Raw genomic sequence first — 20,226 nt, 5'->3', positions numbered from 1 at the left:
TGGCCGTCGACCGCCCCCGCGCCCTGCCTAGGAGAACGGCAGCGGCTCGGGGGAGAGGCTGACCGCGCGGGCTCGGGCCGCGGTCAGCCCGCGGCGGTGGTGCTGGCGGCAGAGGACCTCGTAGGCGACCTCGACCTCGTCGTCGACGGCCGGGAGCTGCTCGGCGGCGTCGACGTCGCCGACGACGATGACCTCGCCCTCGGTGACCATGACGCCGTTCTCGGTGCGGGCGTTGTGGGTGGCGCGCTTGCCGCACCAGCACAGGGCCTCGACCTGGAGGACCTCGGTGCGGTCGGCGAGCTCGACGAGGCGGGCCGCGCCGGGGAAGAGGCGGGTGCGGAAGTCGGTGAGGATGCCGAAGCAGAAGACATCGATCTGGAGCTCGTCGACGACCTTGGCGAGCTGGTCGATCTGGGCGGGTGTGTAGAACTGGGCCTCGTCGCAGATCATGTAGTCGATCCGGGCGCCCTGGGTGAGGGCCTCGACGGTGAAGCGCCAGAAGTCGAAGACGTCGTCGACCTCCTGGGCGTGGGCGCTCAGGCCCAGGCGCGAGGAGACGATCGCGACGCCGGCCCGGTCGTGCGAGGTGAAGAGGCGGCCGACGCGGCCGCGGGCGGCGTGGTTGTGGTTGGTCTGGAGGGCCAGGGTCGACTTCCCCGTGTCCATCGTCCCGGTGCGGAAGGTCAGCTCGGCCACCCGCGCATCCTCTCATCGCCCCAACATTGGGGATGAGTCGGCGCCGGGTCGGTGAAGTTCTGGTGAAACGCGTGCGTCCGGGGCGATCCGGGCGAACACTGGAGGATCCAGCCCGACTCAAGGGAGGTGGGGCACGTGGGGGACGTCGCCGCACTCGTACGACGTGGCGCTCGGCGCGCCCTCCTGCTCGCCGTGGTGCTCGCGCTCGTCGCGGTCGTCCTCGCCACCACCGGGATCCTGCACCGCGGCGGCGCGCCGCAGCGGGAGGCGGGCCCGGCTGTTCCTGCGGACGCCGTGCCGGCGAGCCCGTCGGCCGCGGCGGACCCGCCGGCGAGCCCGGCACCTCCGCCGCCGGCTGCGGCGGACCCGGCGCCGGACGCCGGTGCGGAGCGGACCGCGACCGTGCAGGCGGCCGGGCTGCTCGTCGTACCGGAGGTGGATGCGCGTCCGCCGGCCGACCGGCTGGCCGCCGCGCCGCCCCAGGCGGTCGTCGCCTACCAGCGGGCCGCGACCGTGATCGACACGGCGACCTCGTGCCACCTGGACTGGCTCGTGCTCGCGGCGCTCGGCCGGATCGAGTCCGGTCACGGGCTGGGTCTGGGGGAGCCGGGCAAGTACCGGGTGAGCGCCGAGGGCAAGGTCGAGCCGGCGTACGTCGGGCGGCCGCTCAACGGACGCCAGGGCCGGTCCGCGGTCTCCGACTCCGACGGCGGACGCCTCGACGCCCGCCCGCTGTGGGACGCGCCGGTGGGCCCGATGGGACTGCTGCCGGCGACCTGGAGCACGGTCGCGGTCGATGCCGACGGCGACGGGGTCCGCGACCCGCAGGACCTCGACGACGCCGCGCTCGGCGCGGCGGTGCTGCTGTGCGCCGACGGGCACGACCTGGCCGAGCCGGCCGACCTGCGCGCCGCCCTCGCGAGGTACGACGCGACCCGCGGCTTCCCGGCGGCCGTGCGCCGGCTGGTGGCCGGCTACGAGAAGGACCTGGCGGCGGACGTCGCGCTGGTGCCCGGCTCCGGGCTCGCGCCGGTGCCGGCCCGGCTGACCGGCGACACCGTGGTCACGATGATCGCGCGGGCGCCGCGCAAGCGCTTCGTCCGGGCTCCGGAGCCGGTGTTCGTGACGCCGCCGAAGCCGGCGCCGCAGCCGACGCCCGACCCGGAGACCAAGCCCGAGCCGGAGCCGGAACCCGAGCCCGAGCCGACGCCCACCCCCGAGCCGACGCCGACGCCGACGCCCGACCCTCAGGACGAGCCCGCACCCGAGCCCGCCCCCGAGCCGTCCCCCGAACCTTCTCCAGAACCCTCACCAGAGCCGGACCCCGGCGCAGCACCCACGTCCTAGAGTGGGCTCCGTGACGACGGACGCACTTCTCGGGCCCAGCGACCTCCCCCACCAGCTGCCGCGCTTCGCGGACATCACCGACGACGACTACGCCCCGGCCATCGCGACCGCGATGGCCGAGCAGATCGCCGCGATCGCCGCGATCACGGCCGATCCGGCGCCACCGACCTTCGCCAACACGATGGAGCCGCTCGAGCGCAGCGGGACCGCGCTGGCGCGGGTGCTGCGGGTGTTCGGCAACAAGGCCAGCGCCGACGCCAACCCGGCGGTCGACGCGGTGCGGGCGGAGTTCGCGCCGCGGCTGGCCGCGCACAGCGACGCGATCCTGCTCGACCCGGCGCTGTGGGCGCGGCTCCAGGCGGTCCACGCCGACCGCAGCGGGCTCGATGCCGAGGCGGCGTACCTGGTCGACCGCTATGTCACCGAGTTCCGGCTCGCCGGCGCCGCGCTCGGCGAGGACGACAAGGCGCGGCTGCGCGCGCTCAACGAGGAGATCTCCACCAAGGAGACCGCCTTCGAGCTGGCGCTCCAGGCCGACAGCAACGACCTCGCGGTCGTCGTCGACGACGCCGCCGAGCTCGCCGGGCTCACCCCCGGCGAGGTCTCCGCGGCCGCCGCCGCGGCCGCGAGCCGCGGGCTCGACGGGCGCTACCTGCTCACGCTCGTGCTGCCGACCGCCCACCCGCACCTGGCCGCGCTGACCGACCGCGACCTGCGCCGCCGGCTCTCCGCGGCCCAGCGCAGCCGGGGCAGCCGCGGCGGCGAGCACGACACCCGGGCGCTGGCGCTCGACGTGCTGCGGCTGCGCGCCGAGCGGGCCCGGCTGCTCGGCTTCGACAACCACGCCGCCGTGGTGACCGCCGACAACACCGCCGGTACGCCGAAGGCCGTCCGCTCGCTCCTCGAGCGGCTCGCCGCGCCGGCCGCCCGCAACGCCCGCCGCGAGCAGGAGGCGCTCTCGGCGCAGGCCGGCTTCGCGGTGGAGCCGTGGGACTGGCCGTTCTACGCCGAGAAGGTCCGCACCGCCCGCTACGACGTCGACCTGGCCGCGCTGCGTCCGTGGTTCGAGGCGGAGCGGGTGCTGCGCGACGGCGTCTTCTTCGCCGCCGAGCGGCTCTACGGGCTGACCTTCGAGGAGCGCCCCGACCTGCCCGGCTACCACCCCGGCGTCCGGGTCTTCGAGGTCAGCCGCGACGGTGTGCCGATCGGGCTCTACCTGCTCGACCTCTACACCCGCGACTCCAAGCGCGGCGGGGCCTGGATGAGCAGCTTCGTCACGCCCTCGACGCTGCTCGGGGTCGAGACGGCGGTCGTGGTCAACAACCTCAACGTCCCCCTGCCCGCCGACGGCGAGGCCACCTTGCTGACCTGGGACGAGACCCGCACGCTGTTCCACGAGTTCGGGCACGCGCTGCACGGACTGCTGGCGCGGGCGACGTACCCCAAGTTCGGCGGGACGGCGGTCTTCCGCGACTTCGTCGAGTACCCCTCGCAGGTCAACGAGATGTGGATCCTGTGGCCCGAGGTGCTCGCCAGCTATGCGATCCACCACGAGACCGGGGAGCCGATCCCGGCCGAGGTGGTCGAGCGGCTGCGTGCGGCCGAGACGTTCAACGAGGGGTTCGCGACGAGCGAGTACCTCGCCGCCGCACTCATCGACCTGGCCTGGCACGAGCTCGGCCCCGACGAGGTGCCGGCGGACGTCGCCGAGGTCGCCGCGTTCGAGCAGCGCGCGCTCGCCGCCGCGGGGCTCGACAACCCGGCGGTGCCGCCGCGCTACGCGACGCCCTACTTCGCCCACAGCTTCAGCTCGGGCTACGCCTCGGCGTACTACTCCTACATCTGGAGCGAGCTGCTCGACGCGGACACGGTCGCCTGGTTCAAGGACAACGGCGGGCTCACCCGCGCCAACGGCGACCAGTACCTGCGCCACGTGATCGGCATCGGCGGCACCCGCGACCCGCTGGAGTCCTACGAGGAGTGGCGGGGCCGGCCGGCGCCGATCGAGCCGCTGCTCGCGCGCCGCGGGCTGGACTGACGGGGACCGGGCGGCTCAGCCGCGGCGCCAGCGCGAGCGCGCCGGCTCGGGGGCCGGGGGCTGGGCGTCCTCGTCCTGGTAGGTCCGCCACTCCCCGGGGTACGGCGTCAGCCCGTCCTCGTCGATGCGCCGGCGCAGCTCGGCGACCGCCGCGGCCGGGTCGTCGAAGGGCAGCCCGGCGAGCTGGTTCGGGCTGAACCGCCACCAGGCGACCTCCTGGAGCGCGGCGACCAGGTCCGGGGCGAAGCGGGAGCGGATCACCTTGGCCGGCACCCCGCCCACGATCGCGTACGGCGGCACGTCGCGCGTCACGACGGCCCCGGCCGCGATCACCGCGCCGTCGCCGACGTGGACGCCGCGGAGCACGACGGCGTTGGCGCCGATCCACACGTCGTTGCCGATCGTCGCGGGCCCGCGCGGGAAGCCGGCCGGCTCCAGGGGAGTGCTCTCGGCGGCGGCCGGGTGCCAGCCGAACCGGCCGGCGTCGTACTGGAAGGGGGAGGTGGAGAGCCAGTCGGTGGGGTGGTCCGGCTCGCCGATCCGCACGCCCGCGGCCAGCGAGCAGTAGCGGCCGATCGAGGAGCAGGAGTCGATCACGCCGCCGACGAGGTAGGTGAAGGCGCCGATCTCGAGGGCGGTCTTGGACACGGTGGGCCCCATGAACCAGACCGGGGCCTCGATGCGCACGCGCGAGACCCGCTGGTGCTTGAGCTTGGCGCGACCACGGACCTGGTCGGGGGTGTCAGCCATGGCCGCGATGCTGTCACAGCGGGATCAGGCGGGTGGACGCACCCGCAGCAGGACGTCGTGCCCGTCGCCGTTGTCGGTGGTGACGAGCAGCGAGCCGTCGCTCGCGGCGGTGACGTCGCGCAGCCGGCCGTAGGCGCGCAGCTCGGCGGGGGCGTCGGTCCAGCGCAGCTTGCCCCGGGCGCTGAACCGGACGAACAGCAGCCGCTGGTCCTTGAGGACGGCGACCGCGAGCGCGCCGTTGTACCGGCCCCAGGCGGAGCCGCGCACGAAGGCGGCGCCGGACGGCGCGATCGTCGGGTCACCGGAGCGCCAGCGGGCGGCGAGCTGCTTGCCGGGCAGGCGCTGGTCGGTCATGGGGCGGGTCTCGTCGTAGCCCGGGACGGGGTTCCAGCCGTAGTTCCCGCGCTTGCGGATCAGGTTGATCTCGTCGTCGCGCGAGGTGCCGTGCTCGACCGACCACAGCGTGCCGTCGGCGCGCTGGGCGAGTCCCTGGACGTTGCGGTGGCCGTAGCTGAGGACGTAGCGGCGCTTGCCCTTGCGGTCGGCCCACGGGTTCGCGGGCCAGGCCCGGCCGGTCATCCGGTCCAGGCGGAGCACCTTGCCGCCCAGGGAGCGCAGGTTCTGGGGGTTGCGGCCCTGGGCCGCGTCGCCGGTGCCGACGACGAGGGCGCCGTTGCGCAGGATCAGCAGCCGGCAGCCGCCGTGGCGGCCGATGGAGTTCGAGGGCAGCCCGGTCAGCAGCGTGCGGGCCGGGGTGGCCCGGGTGAGCCCGGCGTCGAGGGTCCAGGCGATCACCCGGATGTCGTGGCCGCCGCCGGCCAGCCGCCAGCCCTGGCACGTGTAGATGCGGCGGCTGCTCGTGAACTGCGGGTCGACCGCGAGCCCGAGCAGGCCGGTCTCGCCGCGCGCCCAGACGCTCGCGCTCGGGAAGGCCAGGTCGCGGTGGCTGCCGGTGGCCGGGTCGACCAGGGTCAGCGTCCGGCGCTCGCGCTGGGTGACGAGCAGGTCACCGGTCGGCAGCTCGGCGACCTCCCACGGGTGGTCGAGGCCGTCGGCGACGACCGCGACGCGCAGGCCGGCCGCCGCGGCCCGGGGCTCCTCGGCGCGGCAGCCCGCGGCCGAGAGGGTGGTGGCGAGCAGGGCCAGGACCGGCAGGACGACGAGTCGACGCGCACGCATGCGACGACCGTACGCCGTCCTGCCGGTCGGTGGGCTCAGCCCGGGCCGCTCAGAAGGTGTGCTCGGGCGCCGGGAAGCTGCCGTCCTTGACCTCGCTGTCGAACGCGCGGGCGGCGTCGAGCAGCGTGGTGCGGACGTCGGCGTATTCCTTGACGAACCGGGGGAGCCGGCCCGTGCGCAGGCCGAAGGCGTCCTGCCAGACGAGGACCTGACCGTCGCACTGGTTGCCCGCGCCGATGCCGATGGTCGGGATCTCGAGCTTCGCCGTCACCTCGGCGGCGACGTCGCCGGGCACCATCTCCATGACGACGGCGAAGGCGCCGGCCTCCTGGACCGCCTCGGCGTCGCGCAGGACCCGGGCCGCGGTGTCGCCGCGGCCCTGGACCCGGTAGCCGCCGAGGGTGTGCTCGGACTGCGGCGTGAAGCCGATGTGGGCCATCACCGGGATGCCGCCCTGGGTCATCCGCTCGATCTGCGGGGCCATCTCGGCACCGCCCTCGAGCTTGACGCAGTGGGCGCCGGCCTCCTTCATGAACCGCACGGCCGTCAGGTAGCCCTGCTCGGGCGAGGCCTGGTAGGAGCCGAACGGCAGGTCGCCGACCACGAGGGCCCGGGAGACCGAGCGGCTCACGGCGCGGGTGAGCGGGAGCAGCTCGTCGACCGTGACCGGCAGCGAGGTCGTGTTGCCGAAGACGTTGTTGGACGCGCTGTCGCCGACGAGGAGGACCTCGATCCCGGCCTCGTCGAAGATCTGCGCGGTGTACTGGTCATAGCTGGTGAGCATGGAGAAGCGCTCGCCGCGCTGCTTCATCTCGCGCAGGTGGTGCGTGCGGATCCGCTTGATCGGCGCGGACGCGCTGGGTGCGGCGGCTGCCGCGGGACCGCCGTAGGGGGCGGCTTCTTCGGGGGCGTTGCTCATCATCGAGCTCCGTTTCTGGTGACTCGCGGCCCGCGCGAGCGGGTCCACGTTCGTTGACGGACACGACGAGGCTAGTCGCGGGAGAGCCCTCCGCGCGCTGTGTGCTCGGTCACCCCGGAGTGGTCGCCGCGGCGGCCGCGTCGGCGGCCGCCTCGAGGTCGGCGACGACGATCCGGCGCATCCCGAGCATCGCCCGGGTGGCGGCGAGCGCGCGCTCCGGGACGGGGTCGGCGACCAGCTCGTAGAGCCGCGCCGGGACGATCTGCCAGGACAGCCCGAAGCGGTCCTTGACCCACCCGCACACCGACTCCTCGCCGCCGTCGGCGAGCGAGTCCCAGTAGTAGTCGACCTCGGACTGGTCGTCGCAGGTGACCGAGAACGACACCGCCTCGGTGAACGGGAACGCCGGCCCGCCGTTGATCCCGCGGAACGTGAGCCCGTCGAGCGTGAACGCCCCGGCCATCACGCTGCCCGGCGCGCCCGGGCCCGCGTCGCCGTAGCGGCTGAGGTGGTCGATCGAGGAGTTCGGGAAGATGCCGGTGTAGAAGCGCGCGGCCTCCTCCAGCGTGTCGTCGAACCACAGGCACGGCTGGATGTGGTTGCTCGCGAGGCTCATGCGGGGGCAGACCGCCGCCGGGCGCGGGACTCATCGGCAGGTCGTGCCAACCATCCGGGCGCGGCTCGCGTTGGATGGGCGGACCGACCGGAGGACGGCACGCGATGGACGACGACTTCACCGCCTGGGCGGCGGGTGCGGAGCAGCCGCTGCTGCGCTCGGCGTACCTGCTGACCGGCGACCTGCACCGCGCCGAGGACCTGGTCCAGGAGGCGCTGGTCAAGGTCGCGCTGCGGTGGCGGCGGCTGCGCGCGGGGTACCCGACGGCGTACGCGCGGCGGATCATCGCGAACGACCACGTGTCGTGGTGGCGCCGGCACGGGCGGGAGGTCCCCGTCGCCGACGTGCACGACGGCGCGGTGGCGGTGGTCGCGGCCGCGAGCGTCTCGTCGGACCCCGAGGCGGTGCTCGTCGTGCAGAAGGCGCTCGCCCGGCTGACCCCGTCGCAGCGCGCGGTGGTCGTGCTGCGCCACTTCGACGACCTGAGCGAGCGCGAGACGGCCGAGGCGCTCGGCGTCTCGGTGGGCACGGTCAAGAGCCAGAACTCCGCGGCGCTGGCCCGGTTGCGCTCGGGGGCGCCCGAGCTGCTCGACCTGGTGGCGCCCGCCGGGCTGGGGGAGCGGGCCGTGCGCGAGGCGGGGCGGCGCCGGGCCCAGCGCCGGGTGGTCGGCGGGGCCGCGCTCGCCGTCGTCCTGGTGGTGCTGGCCGGGGTCCTGGTGACCCGCGGCGACCGGGGCGCTGAGCCGCCCCCGATCGCGCCGACGACGGTGCCGACGACCGTGCCGAGCGGGACCGCGGCGGCTGCGCCCCGGATCGAGCGCTGGGACCCGTTCACGGTCGTGGACGCCCCGGTCCGGGCCTCGGTGCTGCCCCGCCGCCTCGACCCGCCGCCGGCCCGGAGCGTGCCGAGCGTGCTGCGCGAGCCGCTGCCCGGGGGCGCGGTGCTCGCCCTGCCCGAGCCGGGCGCGGACCTGCGCCTGCTCGGCACCGACGGCACCTGGCGCTGCGTCGCCGGGACCGCGGACCTGCTGGCCGACACGCTCGGGGGCACCCTCGCCCCCGCCCTGTCGTACGACGGCACGCAGGTCGCGTTCGCCACCTACGACGGCATCCGGGTGGTCGACGTGACGACCGGTGCCGACCGCACCGTGCCCTGGCCGAAGCCCATCGCGGAGCGCTGGGACAACCCGCCGGCGCTGACCTGGCTGCCCGGTGACGAGGGGTGGTACGTGGCGCACTGGAGCGGTGGGTGGCTGGTGCGGCCCGACGGGACCGGCGAACAGGCGCCCTACGGCCGGCTCGGGTCGATGGTGGTCACGACCGACCGCGATGGCACCGCCGTCGAGCAGCCGGAGGCCTACCAGGGGTTCGACGTGTGGCAGGACGGCAGGAAGGTGCGGACGCTGCCGTCGAGCTACTGGGCGACCGGCGTGGTCAGCGGCTTCGGCCGGATCGCGTTCGTCGGCTCGGGCACGCAGCTCCCGACGGGGACCACCGGGCTGCTCATCCTCGACGTCACCGCGGGCGACCTGCTGGCCGCGGCCTCGGTGCCGGACCCGAACTCGGTCTACGGCAACAACGGCTACCTCCGCACGGTCGGCCTCCTCGACGCCGACACCGTCCTGGCTCTGGTCGGGCCGATGCGGTTCGGAGAGATGGAGATCGGTGCGGAGACCTGGCACCTCGTCGCCTGGCACCCCAGCACCGGGGCGTTCGAACGGCTCACCAGCGGACCCTCGTCGATGGGGGCCGTGAGTGTCGCGATGGGTCTCCTCGCGAGTCCCTAGACTCGCCCTGTGGACTTCTACTCGGCCTACGCCCACGGGTTCGCCCGGGTCGCCGCGGTGACGCTGCCCGTCGCCGTCGCGGACCCGGCGGCCAACGCCGCCCGCACGATCGAGCAGGCGCGCGCCTGCCACGACGAGGGAGTGGCGGTCGCGGTCTTCCCCGAGCTGGGCCTGACCGGGTACGCCGTGGACGACCTCTTCCTCCAGGACGTGCTCCTCGAGGCGGTGCACGCGGGCATCGCCGAGATCGTCGCGGCCTCGGGTGACCTGATGTCGATCCTGGTCGTGGGCGCGCCGCTGCGCCACGGCAACCGGCTGCTCAACTGCGCGGTGGTGATCCACCGCGGCGAGGTGCTGGGGGTGGCGCCGAAGTCCTACCTGCCGACCTACCGCGAGTTCTACGAGCGGCGCTGGTTCGCGCCGGGCGACGACCTGCACGGGCAGGACATCGTGGTCGCCGGTACGCGCGTCCCGCTGGGGCCGGACCTGATCTTCAGCGCGACCGACGTACCGGGGCTGCACCTGCACGTCGAGGTCTGCGAGGACATGTGGGTGCCCGTGCCGCCGAGCGCCCAGGCGGCGCTCGCGGGGGCCACCGTGCTGGCCAACCTCTCCGGCAGCCCGATCACGATCGCGCGGGCCGAGGACCGGCACCTGCTGGCGCGCAGCGCGAGCGCGCGCTGCAACGCGGCGTACGTCTACGCCGCGGCGGGCCAGGGCGAGTCGACCACGGACCTGTCGTGGGACGGCCAGACGATGGTCTACGAGATGGGCGACCTGCTGGGCGAGGGCGAGCGCTTCCCCGACGGGCCGCGGCGCACGGTCGTCGACGTGGACCTCGACCGGCTGCGCCAGGAGCGGCTACGCCAGGGCACGTTCGACGACAACCGCCGGGGGACCGGGGTCGAGGCCGACGACTTCCGCTGGGTCGAGCTGACCCTGGACCCGCCGGCAGGCGACATCGGGCTGCGCCGACGGGTCGACCGCTTCCCGTTCGTCCCCGACGACCCGGCCCGGCTCGCCCAGGACTGCTACGAGGCCTACAACATCCAGGTCTCCGGGCTGGAGCAGCGCCTCAGCGCGATCGGCCAGCCCAAGATCGTGATCGGCGTCAGCGGCGGCCTCGACTCCACCCACGCGCTGATCGTCGCGGCCAAGGCGATGGACCGGCTCGGCCGCCCGCGCAGCGACATCCACGCGTTCACGATGCCGGGCTTCGCGACGGGCGAGACCACCAAGGCCTACGCCACGCGGCTCTCGCTGGCGCTCGGGTGCACGTTCGAGGAGCTCGACATCAAGCCCGCGGCGCGGACCATGCTGGAGGGCCTCGGGCACCCGTTCTCCGAGGGCGAGCCGGTCTACGACATCACGTTCGAGAACGTCCAGGCGGGGCTGCGCACCGACTACCTGTTCCGCCTCGCCAACCACCGCGGCGGGATCGTGCTCGGCACGGGCGACCTCTCCGAGCTCGCGCTCGGGTGGTGCACCTACGGCGTCGGCGACCAGATGTCGCACTACAACGTCAACGCGGGCGTGCCCAAGACGCTCATCCAGCACCTCATCCGCTGGGTGATCGACACCGACCAGCTCCACGACGGGCACTACGACGACGATGCCGACCAGGTGCTGCAGGCGATCCTGGAGCAGGAGATCACCCCCGAGCTGATCCCCGGCGGCGAGCAGCGCACCGAGGACTCGGTCGGGCCCTACGCGCTGCAGGACTTCACGCTCTACCACGTGCTGCGCCGCGGCTACCGGCCGAGCAAGATCGCGTTCCTGGCGCACCACGCGTGGGGGAGCGGCGAGGCGTCGTACGACCTGGCGACGATCCGGAAGTGGCTCGAGGTCTTCGTCCGGCGCTTCTTCAGCAGCCAGTTCAAGCGCTCGGCGCTGCCCAACGGGCCCAAGGTGAGCCCGGGCGGGACGATGTCACCACGGGGTGACTGGCGGATGCCGTCCGACGCGAGCCCGGCCGCCTGGCTGGCCGAGCTGACGGCGAACGTGCCGGACGCATAAGGATCGGCAGACGCCTGCCGACAGGACACACGAGGGCCTGACCAGGGCCCGTTCACGGGACGAGGGAGGTCGACGAGCCGTGGGCCGCAGGACTGCCACCGCCTCGGGGGCTCCCCGGGTCGCCACCGCCGAGCGGGTGGTGGCGTACGCCTCGTGGGGCTGGCTGATCTTCGGGCTGCTGGCCAACCAGGTCGCCGCGTCGGCGACCCACCAGACGAGCCAGACGATCCTGCTGGCGACCCTGACCGTCTTCTTCCCGATGCTGGTGCTGCGGCTGGCCCTCGCCGTCCGCCTTTACGCCGGGCGCCGGGCCGGGCTCCTCCTGCTGCTGGCCGCGGTGACCGCGTGGGCGATCGGCTCGATGTCGGTCAACTCGGGCGGGGTGGCCTCGCAGCACCACTTCCCGGCGACCGGTGAGTGGTTCTTCCTGATGTCCTACCTGGGCATGGCCGGCTACCTCATGCTCGACGTCGACCGGCGCCAGCTGCGGCCCACCCGCGGCTGGCTCGACATCGCCGTCATCTGCGGCGGCACCTCCTGCGTGGCCTCGCTCCTGCTCGTCACGCCGATCCGGCTCGCCTCGGGGCAGGAGGGCGTCCCGCTGCTGCTGGCGCTGATCTACCCGCTGGCCGACCTGGTGCTGGCGCTGGCCGTGCTCGGCCAGTCCCTCCTGCTCGCGCGCACCGACCTGGGCAAGTCGGTCATGCTCGGCGTCGCGTTCGTGCTGCTGGCCGCCGCGGACTCGGCCTTCGCGCTCCAGGCCTCGGCGAGCACCTACGACTTCGGCAACGTCAGCATCGCGCTCTGGGGTGGCGCCTTCGCGCTGCTCGTCACCGCCGCGTGCCGGCCGCCCACGTCGGTCATCCGGACCGTCCCCAAGGCCGCCGGTACGACGGTCCTCGTCGCCGCGGGCGCCGTCGCGACCGCGGTGCTGATGCTGCGTCCCGACGACGAGCTCGCCTACTACACGGTGCCGCCGGCGGTGCTCACCATGGTCACCGTGGCCTGGCGGATGGGCCTGGCCCTGCGCGACGCCAACCGGGCGACCGAGGCGTTCGCCCTGTCCCGCACCGACGACCTGACCAAGCTGCCCAACCGGCGGGCGGTGCGGGTGCGCCTCGAGGACAGCATCGCCGCCCGCGAGCCGCTCGCGCTGATGCTGCTCGACCTCGACGGCTTCAAGGAGATCAACGACGCGCTCGGGCACCAGGTCGGCGACACCGTGCTGCGCCTGGTGGCGCTGCGGATGCGCGAGGCCCTCGGGCCGCGCGACGTCGTCGCGCGCCTCGGCGGCGACGAGTTCGCGATCATCGTGCCCGGCTGCGACGAGATCGAGCTGATGGAGACCGCGCACAACGTCCTGCGCGAGCTGGGCAAGCCGGTCTCGGTCGACGGCATCGAGATCTGCCCGTCCGGCTCGATCGGCATCACCGTCGCCGGGCCCGACGAGCAGGGCAGCGGCGAGATGCTGCGCCGCGCCGACGTCGCGATGTACCAGGCCAAGGCGACGAGCATGGGCGCCGCGCTCTACGACGTCGAGCTCGACGACTTCTCCCGCTCCCGCCTCCAGCTCGCCGAGGAGCTGCGCAAGGGGATCGCCGACGGCCAGATCGAGGTCTGGTACCAGCCGCAGCTCGACGTCGCCTCCATGCGGATCTCCGGCGTCGAGGCGCTCGTGCGCTGGCGGCACCCGGTGCAGGGCGTGATCAGCCCGGTCTCGTTCCTCCCGGCCGCGCGCCGGGCGGGGCTGATGACCACCCTCTCCCAGACCATCGCGCGCCAGGCGGTGCACGACCACCGGCGCCGGCTCGACGCGGGCGTCGACCTGCGGGTGGCGATCAACTGCGCGCCCACCGAGCTGCTCGGCCAGGCCTTCCTGCCCCAGCTCTACGCCGCGATCGAGGAGCACCAGGTGCCGGCCGAGGGCCTGGTCCTGGAGATCACCGAGGACTCCTTCCTCGCCGACCCGCACCACACCCGTGAGGTGCTGCTCGGCCTGCGCGAGCACGGCGTCCAGGTCTCGATCGACGACTACGGCACCGGCTTCTCGTCGCTGACCTACCTGCGCAACCTGCCGGTCCAGGAGCTCAAGATCGACCGCTCGCTGATCCGCAACGTCGCCGAGGACGCCCGCAGCCGCGAGATCGTGGCCTCCACGATCCAGCTCGCCCACGCCCTCGACATGCGGATCGTGGCCGAGGGCGTCGAGAACGCCGCGGACCTCGTGGCCCTCGCCGAGATGGGCATCGACACGGTCCAGGGCTACCACGTGGCCCGCCCGATGCCGCCGACCGAGATCGACGCGTGGGTCCGGCATTGGCGTGCCGGCGAAGCCGCGGTGATGATGCAGGGATGAACGCCGCCCCCCTGCGCTTCGTCCTCGATCCCGTCGGCGCCGAGCTCGCCGCCGCCCTGCGGTGCGAGGCCGACGTCTTCCTCGCCACCTACGGCAACACCGCCGACGAGATGGACCGTGAGTACGGCCCCTACCTCGGCGCCACCGGATTCATGACGGTGCTCGACGAGAACGACCAGGCCGTCGCGACGGCCCGCATCATCGAGCCCGGGCCGGCCGGCCTCAAGACGCTCAACGACACCGCACGCGAGCCGTGGGGCGTCGACGGGCTCCGCTCGGCGCGCTCGGCCGGCGTCGACGTGGCCAAGACCTGGGACATCGCCACGATCGCCGTACGGCCGGGGTCGGGGCGGGGCGGGCTCTGCGCCGCCGCGCTCTACCACGGCATCGTCACGGCGGCGTTCGCCAACGGCATCGAGTTCGTCGTGATGATCATGGACTCGGGCGCGCGGCGCCTGCTCTCGGCGCTGGGGCTGCAGACCCAGGTGCTCCCCGCGACCTCCACGGGGGAGTACCTGGGCTCCGCGACCAGCACCCCGCTGTGGGCGAACCTGCACCGGATGTTCGAGCGGCAGCGCCAGGCCGACCCGGACGCGTACCGGCTGATCTACCAGGGCATCGGGCTCGACGGCATCGCCCTCCCGACCGACTGGGTCCGGCGCTCCGCCTAGGCCTCCCGGCGGTGGTCGCCGCGCATCATCCGCGCCATCGCGAAGCTGCAGATCGCCAGCGCCACCATGCCGACGGCCTGGTAGGCCATCTGGTCGACGCTGAACAGGTTGGCGGCGAGGAGCACGAACCAGACGCCGAGCACGTCGCCGCCGAGGTGCGGCATGGCGGCGACGAGCAGTCCGGCGAGGACCGTGATCGCACCGATCCACACCACGGCGTCGGCCGCGTTGCCCGGCAGCAGGTTGTTGGTCCAGGTCGCGATGGTGGCCTCCCACGTGGCGCTGTCCGTCACGAGGTGGGTCATCATGTCGAGCCCCCACAGCAGGGGGAGCACGGTGAAGGTCGCCCAGAGGGCCACGCGGCCCTGGTGAGCGGCGTCGATGGTGGCGAAGTGCGTGAGGTCGTGCATCTCCTCGCGCATGTCGTGGGACAGGGAGTCCCACGCGTGGGTGCTGGCCATGGCTGGCCCCTTTCTCGAGCGGTCCTTTTGTAAGGGACATCACCTTTGACGGTAGACCTGGGCCGATCTTTCGACAAGACTCGTGTCCGCTAGAAACTCGAGCGGGAGCCTGGAGGGGGACCGAGCCATGGACGAGGCGTTCGGACGACGGGTCGCGCGGGTCGGCAGCCTGGCCGACCCGGTACGACGGGCGCTCTACCGGTTCGTCGCCGAGCAGCCCGGCGCGGTGAGCCGGGACCAGGCGGCGAGCGGGGTCGACGTACCCCGGCACACGGCGAAGTTCCACCTCGAGCGCCTGGTCGACGAGGGCCTGCTCGTCACCGAGTTCCGCCGGCTCACCGGCCGTACCGGTCCCGGCGCGGGCCGCCCGGCCAAGCTCTACCGGCGCGCCCGGCGCGAGCTGGTGGTCAGCGTCCCGAGCCGGCGCTACGACCTGGCCGGGCAGGTGCTCGCCGACGCCGCCGAGCGCGCGCTGGCCGGGACGCCGATGAGCGCCGCGCTCACCGCCGCGGCCGACCATGCCGCCGACCAGGTCGCCGGGAACGCCGGGGAGGCCACGCTGGCCGAGGCCCTGGTGCCGCTCGGCTACGAGCCGCGGGCGGACCAGGACGGTGCCGTCGAGCTGACCAACTGCCCCTTCGACCTGCTGGCCGCGGGTCACCGCGACCTGGTCTGCGGCGTCAACCGCGCCTTCGTCACGGGTCTGGCAGGTCGCCTCGGTGGTACGGGGAGCACCGTCGCGGCGGTCCCGCCGGGGCCTGGCTGCTGTGTCCGACTCCTGCCCGAAACACGCACGCCTTGAGGGGGTGTCGGTCTCCTGGTCGCCTGCTGCGCGGCGTTTGCGACTCGATCTGGCGGCGTTGTCGGAGACTCGACGGGCCCTCCGGCCCGCCTTCGCTCCTCCGCCTTGCCAGATCGGCCGCAAACACCGCTCGCGACGGCGCCCAGGAGACCGACACCCCCTAGGGTGTGCCCATGGGTAAGCAAGAGGACTTCGTTCTCCGCGCGCTCGAGGAGCGCGACGTCCGGTTCGTCCGGCTCTGGTTCACCGACGTGCTGGGCTTCCTCAAGTCCGTCGCCGTCGCTCCGGCCGAGCTCGAGGGCGCCTTCTCCGAGGGGATCGGCTTCGACGGCTCGGCGATCGAGGGCTTCGCGCGGGTCTACGAGGCCGACATGCTGGCGCTGCCCGACCCGACGACCTTCCAGATCCTGCCGTGGCGCAGCATGGAGGGTCCGGCGACCGCGCGGATGTTCTGCGACATCGTGATGCCCGACGGCTCGGCGTCCTACGCCGACCCGCGCAACGTGCTCAAGCGGACGCTGGGCAAGGCCGCCGAGCAGGGGTTCACCTTCTACACCCACCCCGAGATCGAGTTCTACCTGTTCAAGGACGAGCCGCAGCCGGGTGTCGAGCCGGTGCCGATCGACCGCAGCGGCTACTTCGACCACGCCGCCCACTCGCACGGCTCGGACTTCCGGCGCGAGGCGATCACGATGCTCGAGGCGATGGGCATCTCGGTGGAGTTCAGCCACCACGAGGGCGGCCCGGGCCAGCAGGAGATCGACCTGCGGTACGCCGACGCGCTCACCACCGCCGACAACATCATGACCTTCCGCACGGTGATCCGGGAGGTCGCGCTCAACCAGGGGATCTGGGCGACGTTCATGCCCAAGCCGTTCACCGACCACCCCGGTTCCGGCATGCACACCCACGTGTCGCTCTTCGAGGGCGACCAGAACGCCTTCTACGAGGCGGGCGCGGAGTACCAGCTCTCCAAGACCGGCCGCCAGTTCATCGCCGGGGTGCTCAAGCACGCCAGCGAGATCAGCGTGGTGACCAACCAGTGGGTCAACTCCTACAAGCGGATGATGTTCGGGGGCGAGGCGCCGTCGTACATCTGCTGGGGGCACAACAACCGCTCCGCGATGATCCGGGTGCCGATGTACAAGCCGCTCAAGGGGCAGTCGACCCGCATCGAGCTGCGCAGCGTCGACTCCGCGTGCAATCCCTACCTGGCCTACGCCGCCGTGCTGGCCGCCGGGCTCAAGGGCATCGAGAACGACTACGAGCTCCCGCGCGAGGCCGAGGACGACGTCTGGGCGCTCACCGAGCGCGAGCGGCGCAGCCTCGGCATCGAGCCGCTGCCCAAGAGCCTGCACGAGGCGATCGTCGTCGCCGAGCGCTCCGAGCTCCTCGCCGAGACGCTGGGCGAGCAGGTCTTCGACTACTTCCTGCGCAACAAGCGCGCGGAGTGGGACGAGTACCGCGGCCAGGTCTCGGTGTTCGAGCGCGACCGGATGCTTCCCGTCCTCTGAGCCCGACGCCCACGCCGATGCCCCGCGCCACCCCGCGCACCGAGCTCATCCGCCTCGGCTTCGTCGACCTCGACGGAGCCCAGGCCGGGTTGGCCGAGCTCGGCCCGGGGGCGGCGGACCTGCTCGCCTACCTCGGCCGTACGGCGGACCCGGACGCCGCGCTGCGCGGGCTGGTCCGGCTCGCCGACGCCGCGGGGGAGCAGCAGGGCGAGGACGAGCGCGCCGCGCTGGTGCGTGCCGTGCGCGAGGACGAGGGCACCGCGATGCGGCTGCTGTCGGTGCTCGGCGCGAGCGCCGCGCTGGCCGAGCACCTCGGTCACCACCCGGAGCACTGGCGCGAGCTGACCGACCCGGCGCTGGGCTCGACCCGGCCGGCGGCGTACGCCATGCGGGCGGCGCTGCTCGACGCGGTCACGGGGCTGCCGGACCGCGAGGCGGTCGACGCGCTGCGGGTGGAGTACCGCCGCCAGCTGCTCCGGCTCGCCGCGCGCGACCTGGCCCACGACCTCGCGGTCGACGATGCCGCCGCCGAGCTCTCCGACCTCGCCGCGGGCACGCTCGACGCGGCGCTCGCGGTGGCCCGGGCCCGGATCGGGGCCGAGGCGGAGGGTCCGCGCCTGGCCGTGATCGCGATGGGCAAGTGCGGCGGGCACGAGCTCAACTACGTCTCCGACGTCGACGTGATCTTCGTCCACGACGGCGACGAGCGGGTCGCCGCGCGGCTCGCGGCCCAGATGATGCAGGTCTGCTCCGACCACACCGCCGAGGGCACGATCTGGCCGGTCGACGCGGCGCTGCGCCCCGAGGGCAAGGCCGGTCCGCTGAGCCGCACGCTCAGCAGCCACCAGGCCTACTACGAGCGGTGGGCCGAGCAGTGGGAGTTCCAGGCGCTGCTCAAGGCCCGGCCGGTGGCCGGCGACCTGGCGCTGGGCAGGGAGTTCGTCGCGATGGTCGCGCCGATGGTGTGGTCGGCCGCCGACCGCGAGGGCTTCGTCGACGCCGCCCGCGCGATGCGCCGCCGGGTGCTCGACCACATCCCCGCCAAGGAGGCCGACCGCCAGCTCAAGCTCGGCGCCGGCGGCCTGCGCGACGTGGAGTTCGCCGTCCAGCTGCTCCAGCTCGTGCACGGCCGGGCCGACGAGCGGATCCGCCCCCCGACCACGCTGAGCGCGCTGGCCCGCCTCACCGAGAACGGGTACGTCGGCCGCGAGGACGGCGAGGCGCTGCACCGGGCCTACGCCTTCCTGCGCCAGCTCGAGCACCGCATCCAGCTCCACCGCCTCCAGCGCACGCACGTCGTCCCGGCCGACGAGGCGTCGCTGCGCCGGCTCGGCCGCAGCCTCGGCTTCCTCAAGGAGTCCGAGAAGCGGCTCGACGACACCTGGCAGCACCACCGCCGCGAGGTCAGCCGGCTGCACCAGAAGATCTTCTACCGCCCGCTGCTCTCCGCCGTCGCCCGGATCGGGTCCGACGAGGTGCGCCTCTCCTCCGAGGCCGCCGGTGCCCGTCTCTCCGCCCTCGGGTACGCCGACCCGGGCGCCGCCCTGCGCAACCTCGAGGCGCTGACCGCCGGGGTCTCGCGGACCGCGACCATCCAGCGCACGCTGCTGCCCGCGATGCTCCAGTGGTTCGCCGAGTGCCCCGACCCCGACGGCGGGCTGTTCGGCTTCCGCCGGATCAGCGAGGCGTTGGGCCGCACGCCCTGGTACCTCTCCACGCTGCGCGACGAGGGCGAGGCCGCCGAGCGGCTGGCCCACCTGCTCGGCACCTCGCGCTACTGCACCGACCTGCTGGAGCGCGAGCCCGCCGGGGTCCGCCTGCTCGCCGGGGACCTGACCCCGCTCGGCTCCGCGGCGCTCGTCGACGAGATGGTCGCCACTGCGCGGCGCCAGGAGGGCGGCGACAAGGCAGTCCGGGCGGTGCGCGGCGTCCGCCGGCGCGAGCTGCTGCGGATCGCGGCCGGCGACGTGCTCGGCCTCGTCGACGTGGCCGACGTCGGCTTCGCGCTCACCCGGCTCACCGACGCGACGCTCGAGGCGACCCTGCAGGTGGCCGAGCAGTCCGTGGCCGCCCAGCGCGGGCTCACCGCGGCGCCGACCCGGCTCGCGGTCATCGCGATGGGGCGCTACGGCGGCTTCGAGCTGTCCTACGGCAGCGACGCCGACGTGCTCTTCGTGCACGAACCGGTCGCGGGTGCCGACCCGCAGGAGGCGGCGTCGTACGCGCGGGCGGTGGCCGAGGAGCTGCGCCGGGTGCTCGGCGCCCCGGGCCCCGACCCGGCGCTCGTCGTCGACGCCGACCTGCGCCCCGAGGGCCGCAACGGCCCGCTGGTGCGCACCCTCGACGCCTATGCGGCCTATTACGCGAAGTGGTCGCACGTGTGGGAGGCCCAGGCGCTGCTGCGTGCCGACGCGGTCGTGGGCGACCCGGGCCTGCGCGAGCGGTTCACCGCGCTCATCGACCCGCTGCGCTACCCCGAGCAGGGCCTCGACGAGGACGCCGTGCGCGAGGTGCGCCGGATCAAGGGCCGCGTCGACAAGGAGCGGCTGCCGCGCGGTGCCGACCCGGCCCTGCACCTCAAGCTCGGCCGCGGGGGACTGGCCGACATCGAGTGGACGATCCAGCTGCTGCAGCTGCGCCACGGCGCCGCCGTACCGGGGCTCCGGACGGCGCAGACGCTCGCCGCCCTCGCCGCGGCCGCCGAGGCCGACCTGATCACCCACGAGGAGGCCGAGACCCTCGGCACCGGGTGGCGGATGGCGACCCGGGTCCGCAACGCGCTGCTCCTCGCGCGGGGCCGTCCGGGGGACCAGTTCCCGATGGCGACGCTGGAGCGCCGGGCCGTCGCGGCCATGCTCGGCTACCAGCTCGTCGAGACCGACCGGCTGCTCGACGACTACCTCCGGGTGACCCGTCGCGCCCATGCCGTGGTGGACCGCGTCTTCTGGGAGTGAGGTTTGCCAGGCCTCGCCCGCAGGCGCGATCGATATGTCATGATGTGCGGTGTCGGGCCGCGACCGACCCCCCCAGAGGTCGCGGCCCGACGCCCTTTTTCCGGACGTGCGTCTGGATTC

General features: G+C 73.8%; 15 protein-coding genes. 9 read left to right on the top strand and 6 right to left on the bottom strand.

The annotated features are described in order from the left end of the window. Positions 1 to 27: 27 nt before the first annotated feature. Positions 28 to 696, bottom strand: coding sequence for a thymidine kinase (locus M0M48_RS13560; RefSeq protein WP_215816974.1), 669 nt, complete (start codon positions 694 to 696; stop codon positions 28 to 30). 135 nt (positions 697 to 831) lie between these two features. Here M0M48_RS13560 and M0M48_RS13555 point away from each other — a divergent pair, with 135 nt between their 5' ends. Beyond that, positions 832 to 2,043 carry a hypothetical protein gene (locus M0M48_RS13555; RefSeq protein ID WP_257751554.1) on the top strand — a complete coding sequence of 404 codons (1,212 nt, stop codon included), beginning with the start codon at positions 832 to 834 and terminating at the stop codon, positions 2,041 to 2,043. A 10-nt stretch (positions 2,044 to 2,053) separates the two neighbouring features. Next, positions 2,054 to 4,081, top strand: a complete 2,028-nt coding sequence (locus tag M0M48_RS13550; protein ID WP_257751553.1) for a M3 family metallopeptidase — start codon at positions 2,054 to 2,056, stop codon at positions 4,079 to 4,081. A 15-nt stretch (positions 4,082 to 4,096) separates the two neighbouring features. Here M0M48_RS13550 and M0M48_RS30875 read toward each other — a convergent pair whose 3' ends face one another. The 4 genes from M0M48_RS30875 to M0M48_RS13530 all read right to left on the bottom strand — a co-directional run bounded on the left by M0M48_RS30875 (position 4,097) and on the right by M0M48_RS13530 (position 7,545). Continuing rightward, entirely contained in the window at positions 4,097 to 4,831 is a 735-nt protein-coding gene (locus M0M48_RS30875; RefSeq protein ID WP_308220386.1) for a CatB-related O-acetyltransferase, read from the bottom strand. Positions 4,832 to 4,855: 24 nt separating this feature from the next. Next, complete coding sequence (locus M0M48_RS13540; RefSeq protein WP_257751552.1) at positions 4,856 to 6,010, bottom strand: PQQ-dependent sugar dehydrogenase; 1,155 nt, start codon at positions 6,008 to 6,010, stop codon at positions 4,856 to 4,858. Between the two features lie 49 nt (positions 6,011 to 6,059). After that, positions 6,060 to 6,932, bottom strand: a complete 873-nt coding sequence (gene panB, locus M0M48_RS13535) for a 3-methyl-2-oxobutanoate hydroxymethyltransferase (protein WP_257751551.1) — start codon at positions 6,930 to 6,932, stop codon at positions 6,060 to 6,062. A gap of 106 nt (positions 6,933 to 7,038) precedes the next feature. Continuing rightward, a complete protein-coding gene (locus tag M0M48_RS13530; RefSeq protein WP_257751550.1) occupies positions 7,039 to 7,545 on the bottom strand; it encodes a VOC family protein in 507 nt (168 codons plus the stop codon). Between the two features lie 104 nt (positions 7,546 to 7,649). Here M0M48_RS13530 and M0M48_RS13525 point away from each other — a divergent pair, with 104 nt between their 5' ends. The 4 genes from M0M48_RS13525 (at position 7,650) to M0M48_RS13510 (ending at position 14,375) form a co-directional block, all read left to right on the top strand. Then, a complete protein-coding gene (locus M0M48_RS13525) occupies positions 7,650 to 9,332 on the top strand; it encodes a SigE family RNA polymerase sigma factor (RefSeq protein WP_257751549.1) in 1,683 nt (560 codons plus the stop codon). 9 nt (positions 9,333 to 9,341) lie between these two features. Then, entirely contained in the window at positions 9,342 to 11,348 is a 2,007-nt protein-coding gene (locus M0M48_RS13520) for an NAD(+) synthase (RefSeq protein WP_257751548.1), read from the top strand. Positions 11,349 to 11,427: 79 nt separating this feature from the next. After that, the gene (locus M0M48_RS13515; protein WP_215816965.1) at positions 11,428 to 13,704 is read left to right on the top strand and encodes a putative bifunctional diguanylate cyclase/phosphodiesterase; all 2,277 of its coding nucleotides are present in this window, start codon (positions 11,428 to 11,430) and stop codon (positions 13,702 to 13,704) included. Then, complete coding sequence (locus tag M0M48_RS13510) at positions 13,701 to 14,375, top strand: hypothetical protein (RefSeq protein ID WP_215816964.1); 675 nt, start codon at positions 13,701 to 13,703, stop codon at positions 14,373 to 14,375. Before M0M48_RS13515 ends, M0M48_RS13510 begins: the two co-directional genes overlap by 4 nt. On the opposite strand, the gene M0M48_RS13505 is transcribed toward M0M48_RS13510, so the two are convergent. After that, entirely contained in the window at positions 14,372 to 14,836 is a 465-nt protein-coding gene (locus tag M0M48_RS13505; protein WP_215816963.1) for a hypothetical protein, read from the bottom strand. The two genes, M0M48_RS13510 and M0M48_RS13505, sit on opposite strands and share 4 nt — an antisense overlap. A 127-nt stretch (positions 14,837 to 14,963) precedes the next feature. On the opposite strand from M0M48_RS13505, the gene M0M48_RS13500 reads away from it, so the two are divergent. The 3 genes from M0M48_RS13500 (at position 14,964) to M0M48_RS13490 (ending at position 20,106) form a co-directional block, all read left to right on the top strand. After that, on the top strand, positions 14,964 to 15,638 hold the full coding sequence (locus tag M0M48_RS13500; RefSeq protein WP_215816962.1) for a helix-turn-helix transcriptional regulator: 675 nt from the start codon (positions 14,964 to 14,966) through the stop codon (positions 15,636 to 15,638). 173 nt (positions 15,639 to 15,811) lie between these two features. Continuing rightward, positions 15,812 to 17,152, top strand: coding sequence for a type I glutamate--ammonia ligase (gene glnA / locus M0M48_RS13495; RefSeq protein ID WP_215816961.1), 1,341 nt, complete (start codon positions 15,812 to 15,814; stop codon positions 17,150 to 17,152). Between the two features lie 17 nt (positions 17,153 to 17,169). Then, positions 17,170 to 20,106, top strand: a complete 2,937-nt coding sequence (locus M0M48_RS13490; RefSeq protein ID WP_257751547.1) for a bifunctional [glutamine synthetase] adenylyltransferase/[glutamine synthetase]-adenylyl-L-tyrosine phosphorylase — start codon at positions 17,170 to 17,172, stop codon at positions 20,104 to 20,106. The last annotated feature ends 120 nt before the right edge of the window (positions 20,107 to 20,226 follow it).

Origin of the sequence: Pimelobacter simplex (genome assembly GCF_024662235.1) — a bacterium.
Lineage (GTDB): Bacteria > Actinomycetota > Actinomycetes > Propionibacteriales > Nocardioidaceae > Nocardioides.
The sequence above is the reverse complement of the archived record's forward strand: the minus strand, read 5'-3'. Positions and strand labels throughout refer to the sequence as shown.

Excerpts from the sequence above, each read along its gene's own strand:
- M0M48_RS30875 (WP_308220386.1), bottom strand. The coding sequence starts at position 4,831 with ATGGCTGACACCCCCGACCAGGTCCGTGGTCGCGCCAAGCTCAAGCAC.
- M0M48_RS13540 (WP_257751552.1), bottom strand. The coding sequence starts at position 6,010 with ATGCGTGCGCGTCGACTCGTCGTCCTGCCGGTCCTGGCCCTGCTCGCC.
- panB (WP_257751551.1), bottom strand. The coding sequence starts at position 6,932 with ATGATGAGCAACGCCCCCGAAGAAGCCGCCCCCTACGGCGGTCCCGCG.
- M0M48_RS13530 (WP_257751550.1), bottom strand. The coding sequence starts at position 7,545 with ATGAGCCTCGCGAGCAACCACATCCAGCCGTGCCTGTGGTTCGACGAC.
- M0M48_RS13525 (WP_257751549.1), top strand. The coding sequence starts at position 7,650 with ATGGACGACGACTTCACCGCCTGGGCGGCGGGTGCGGAGCAGCCGCTG.
- M0M48_RS13510 (WP_215816964.1), top strand. The coding sequence starts at position 13,701 with ATGAACGCCGCCCCCCTGCGCTTCGTCCTCGATCCCGTCGGCGCCGAG.
- M0M48_RS13505 (WP_215816963.1), bottom strand. The coding sequence starts at position 14,836 with ATGGCCAGCACCCACGCGTGGGACTCCCTGTCCCACGACATGCGCGAG.
- M0M48_RS13500 (WP_215816962.1), top strand. The coding sequence starts at position 14,964 with ATGGACGAGGCGTTCGGACGACGGGTCGCGCGGGTCGGCAGCCTGGCC.
- glnA (WP_215816961.1), top strand. The coding sequence starts at position 15,812 with ATGGGTAAGCAAGAGGACTTCGTTCTCCGCGCGCTCGAGGAGCGCGAC.
- M0M48_RS13490 (WP_257751547.1), top strand. The coding sequence starts at position 17,170 with ATGCCCCGCGCCACCCCGCGCACCGAGCTCATCCGCCTCGGCTTCGTC.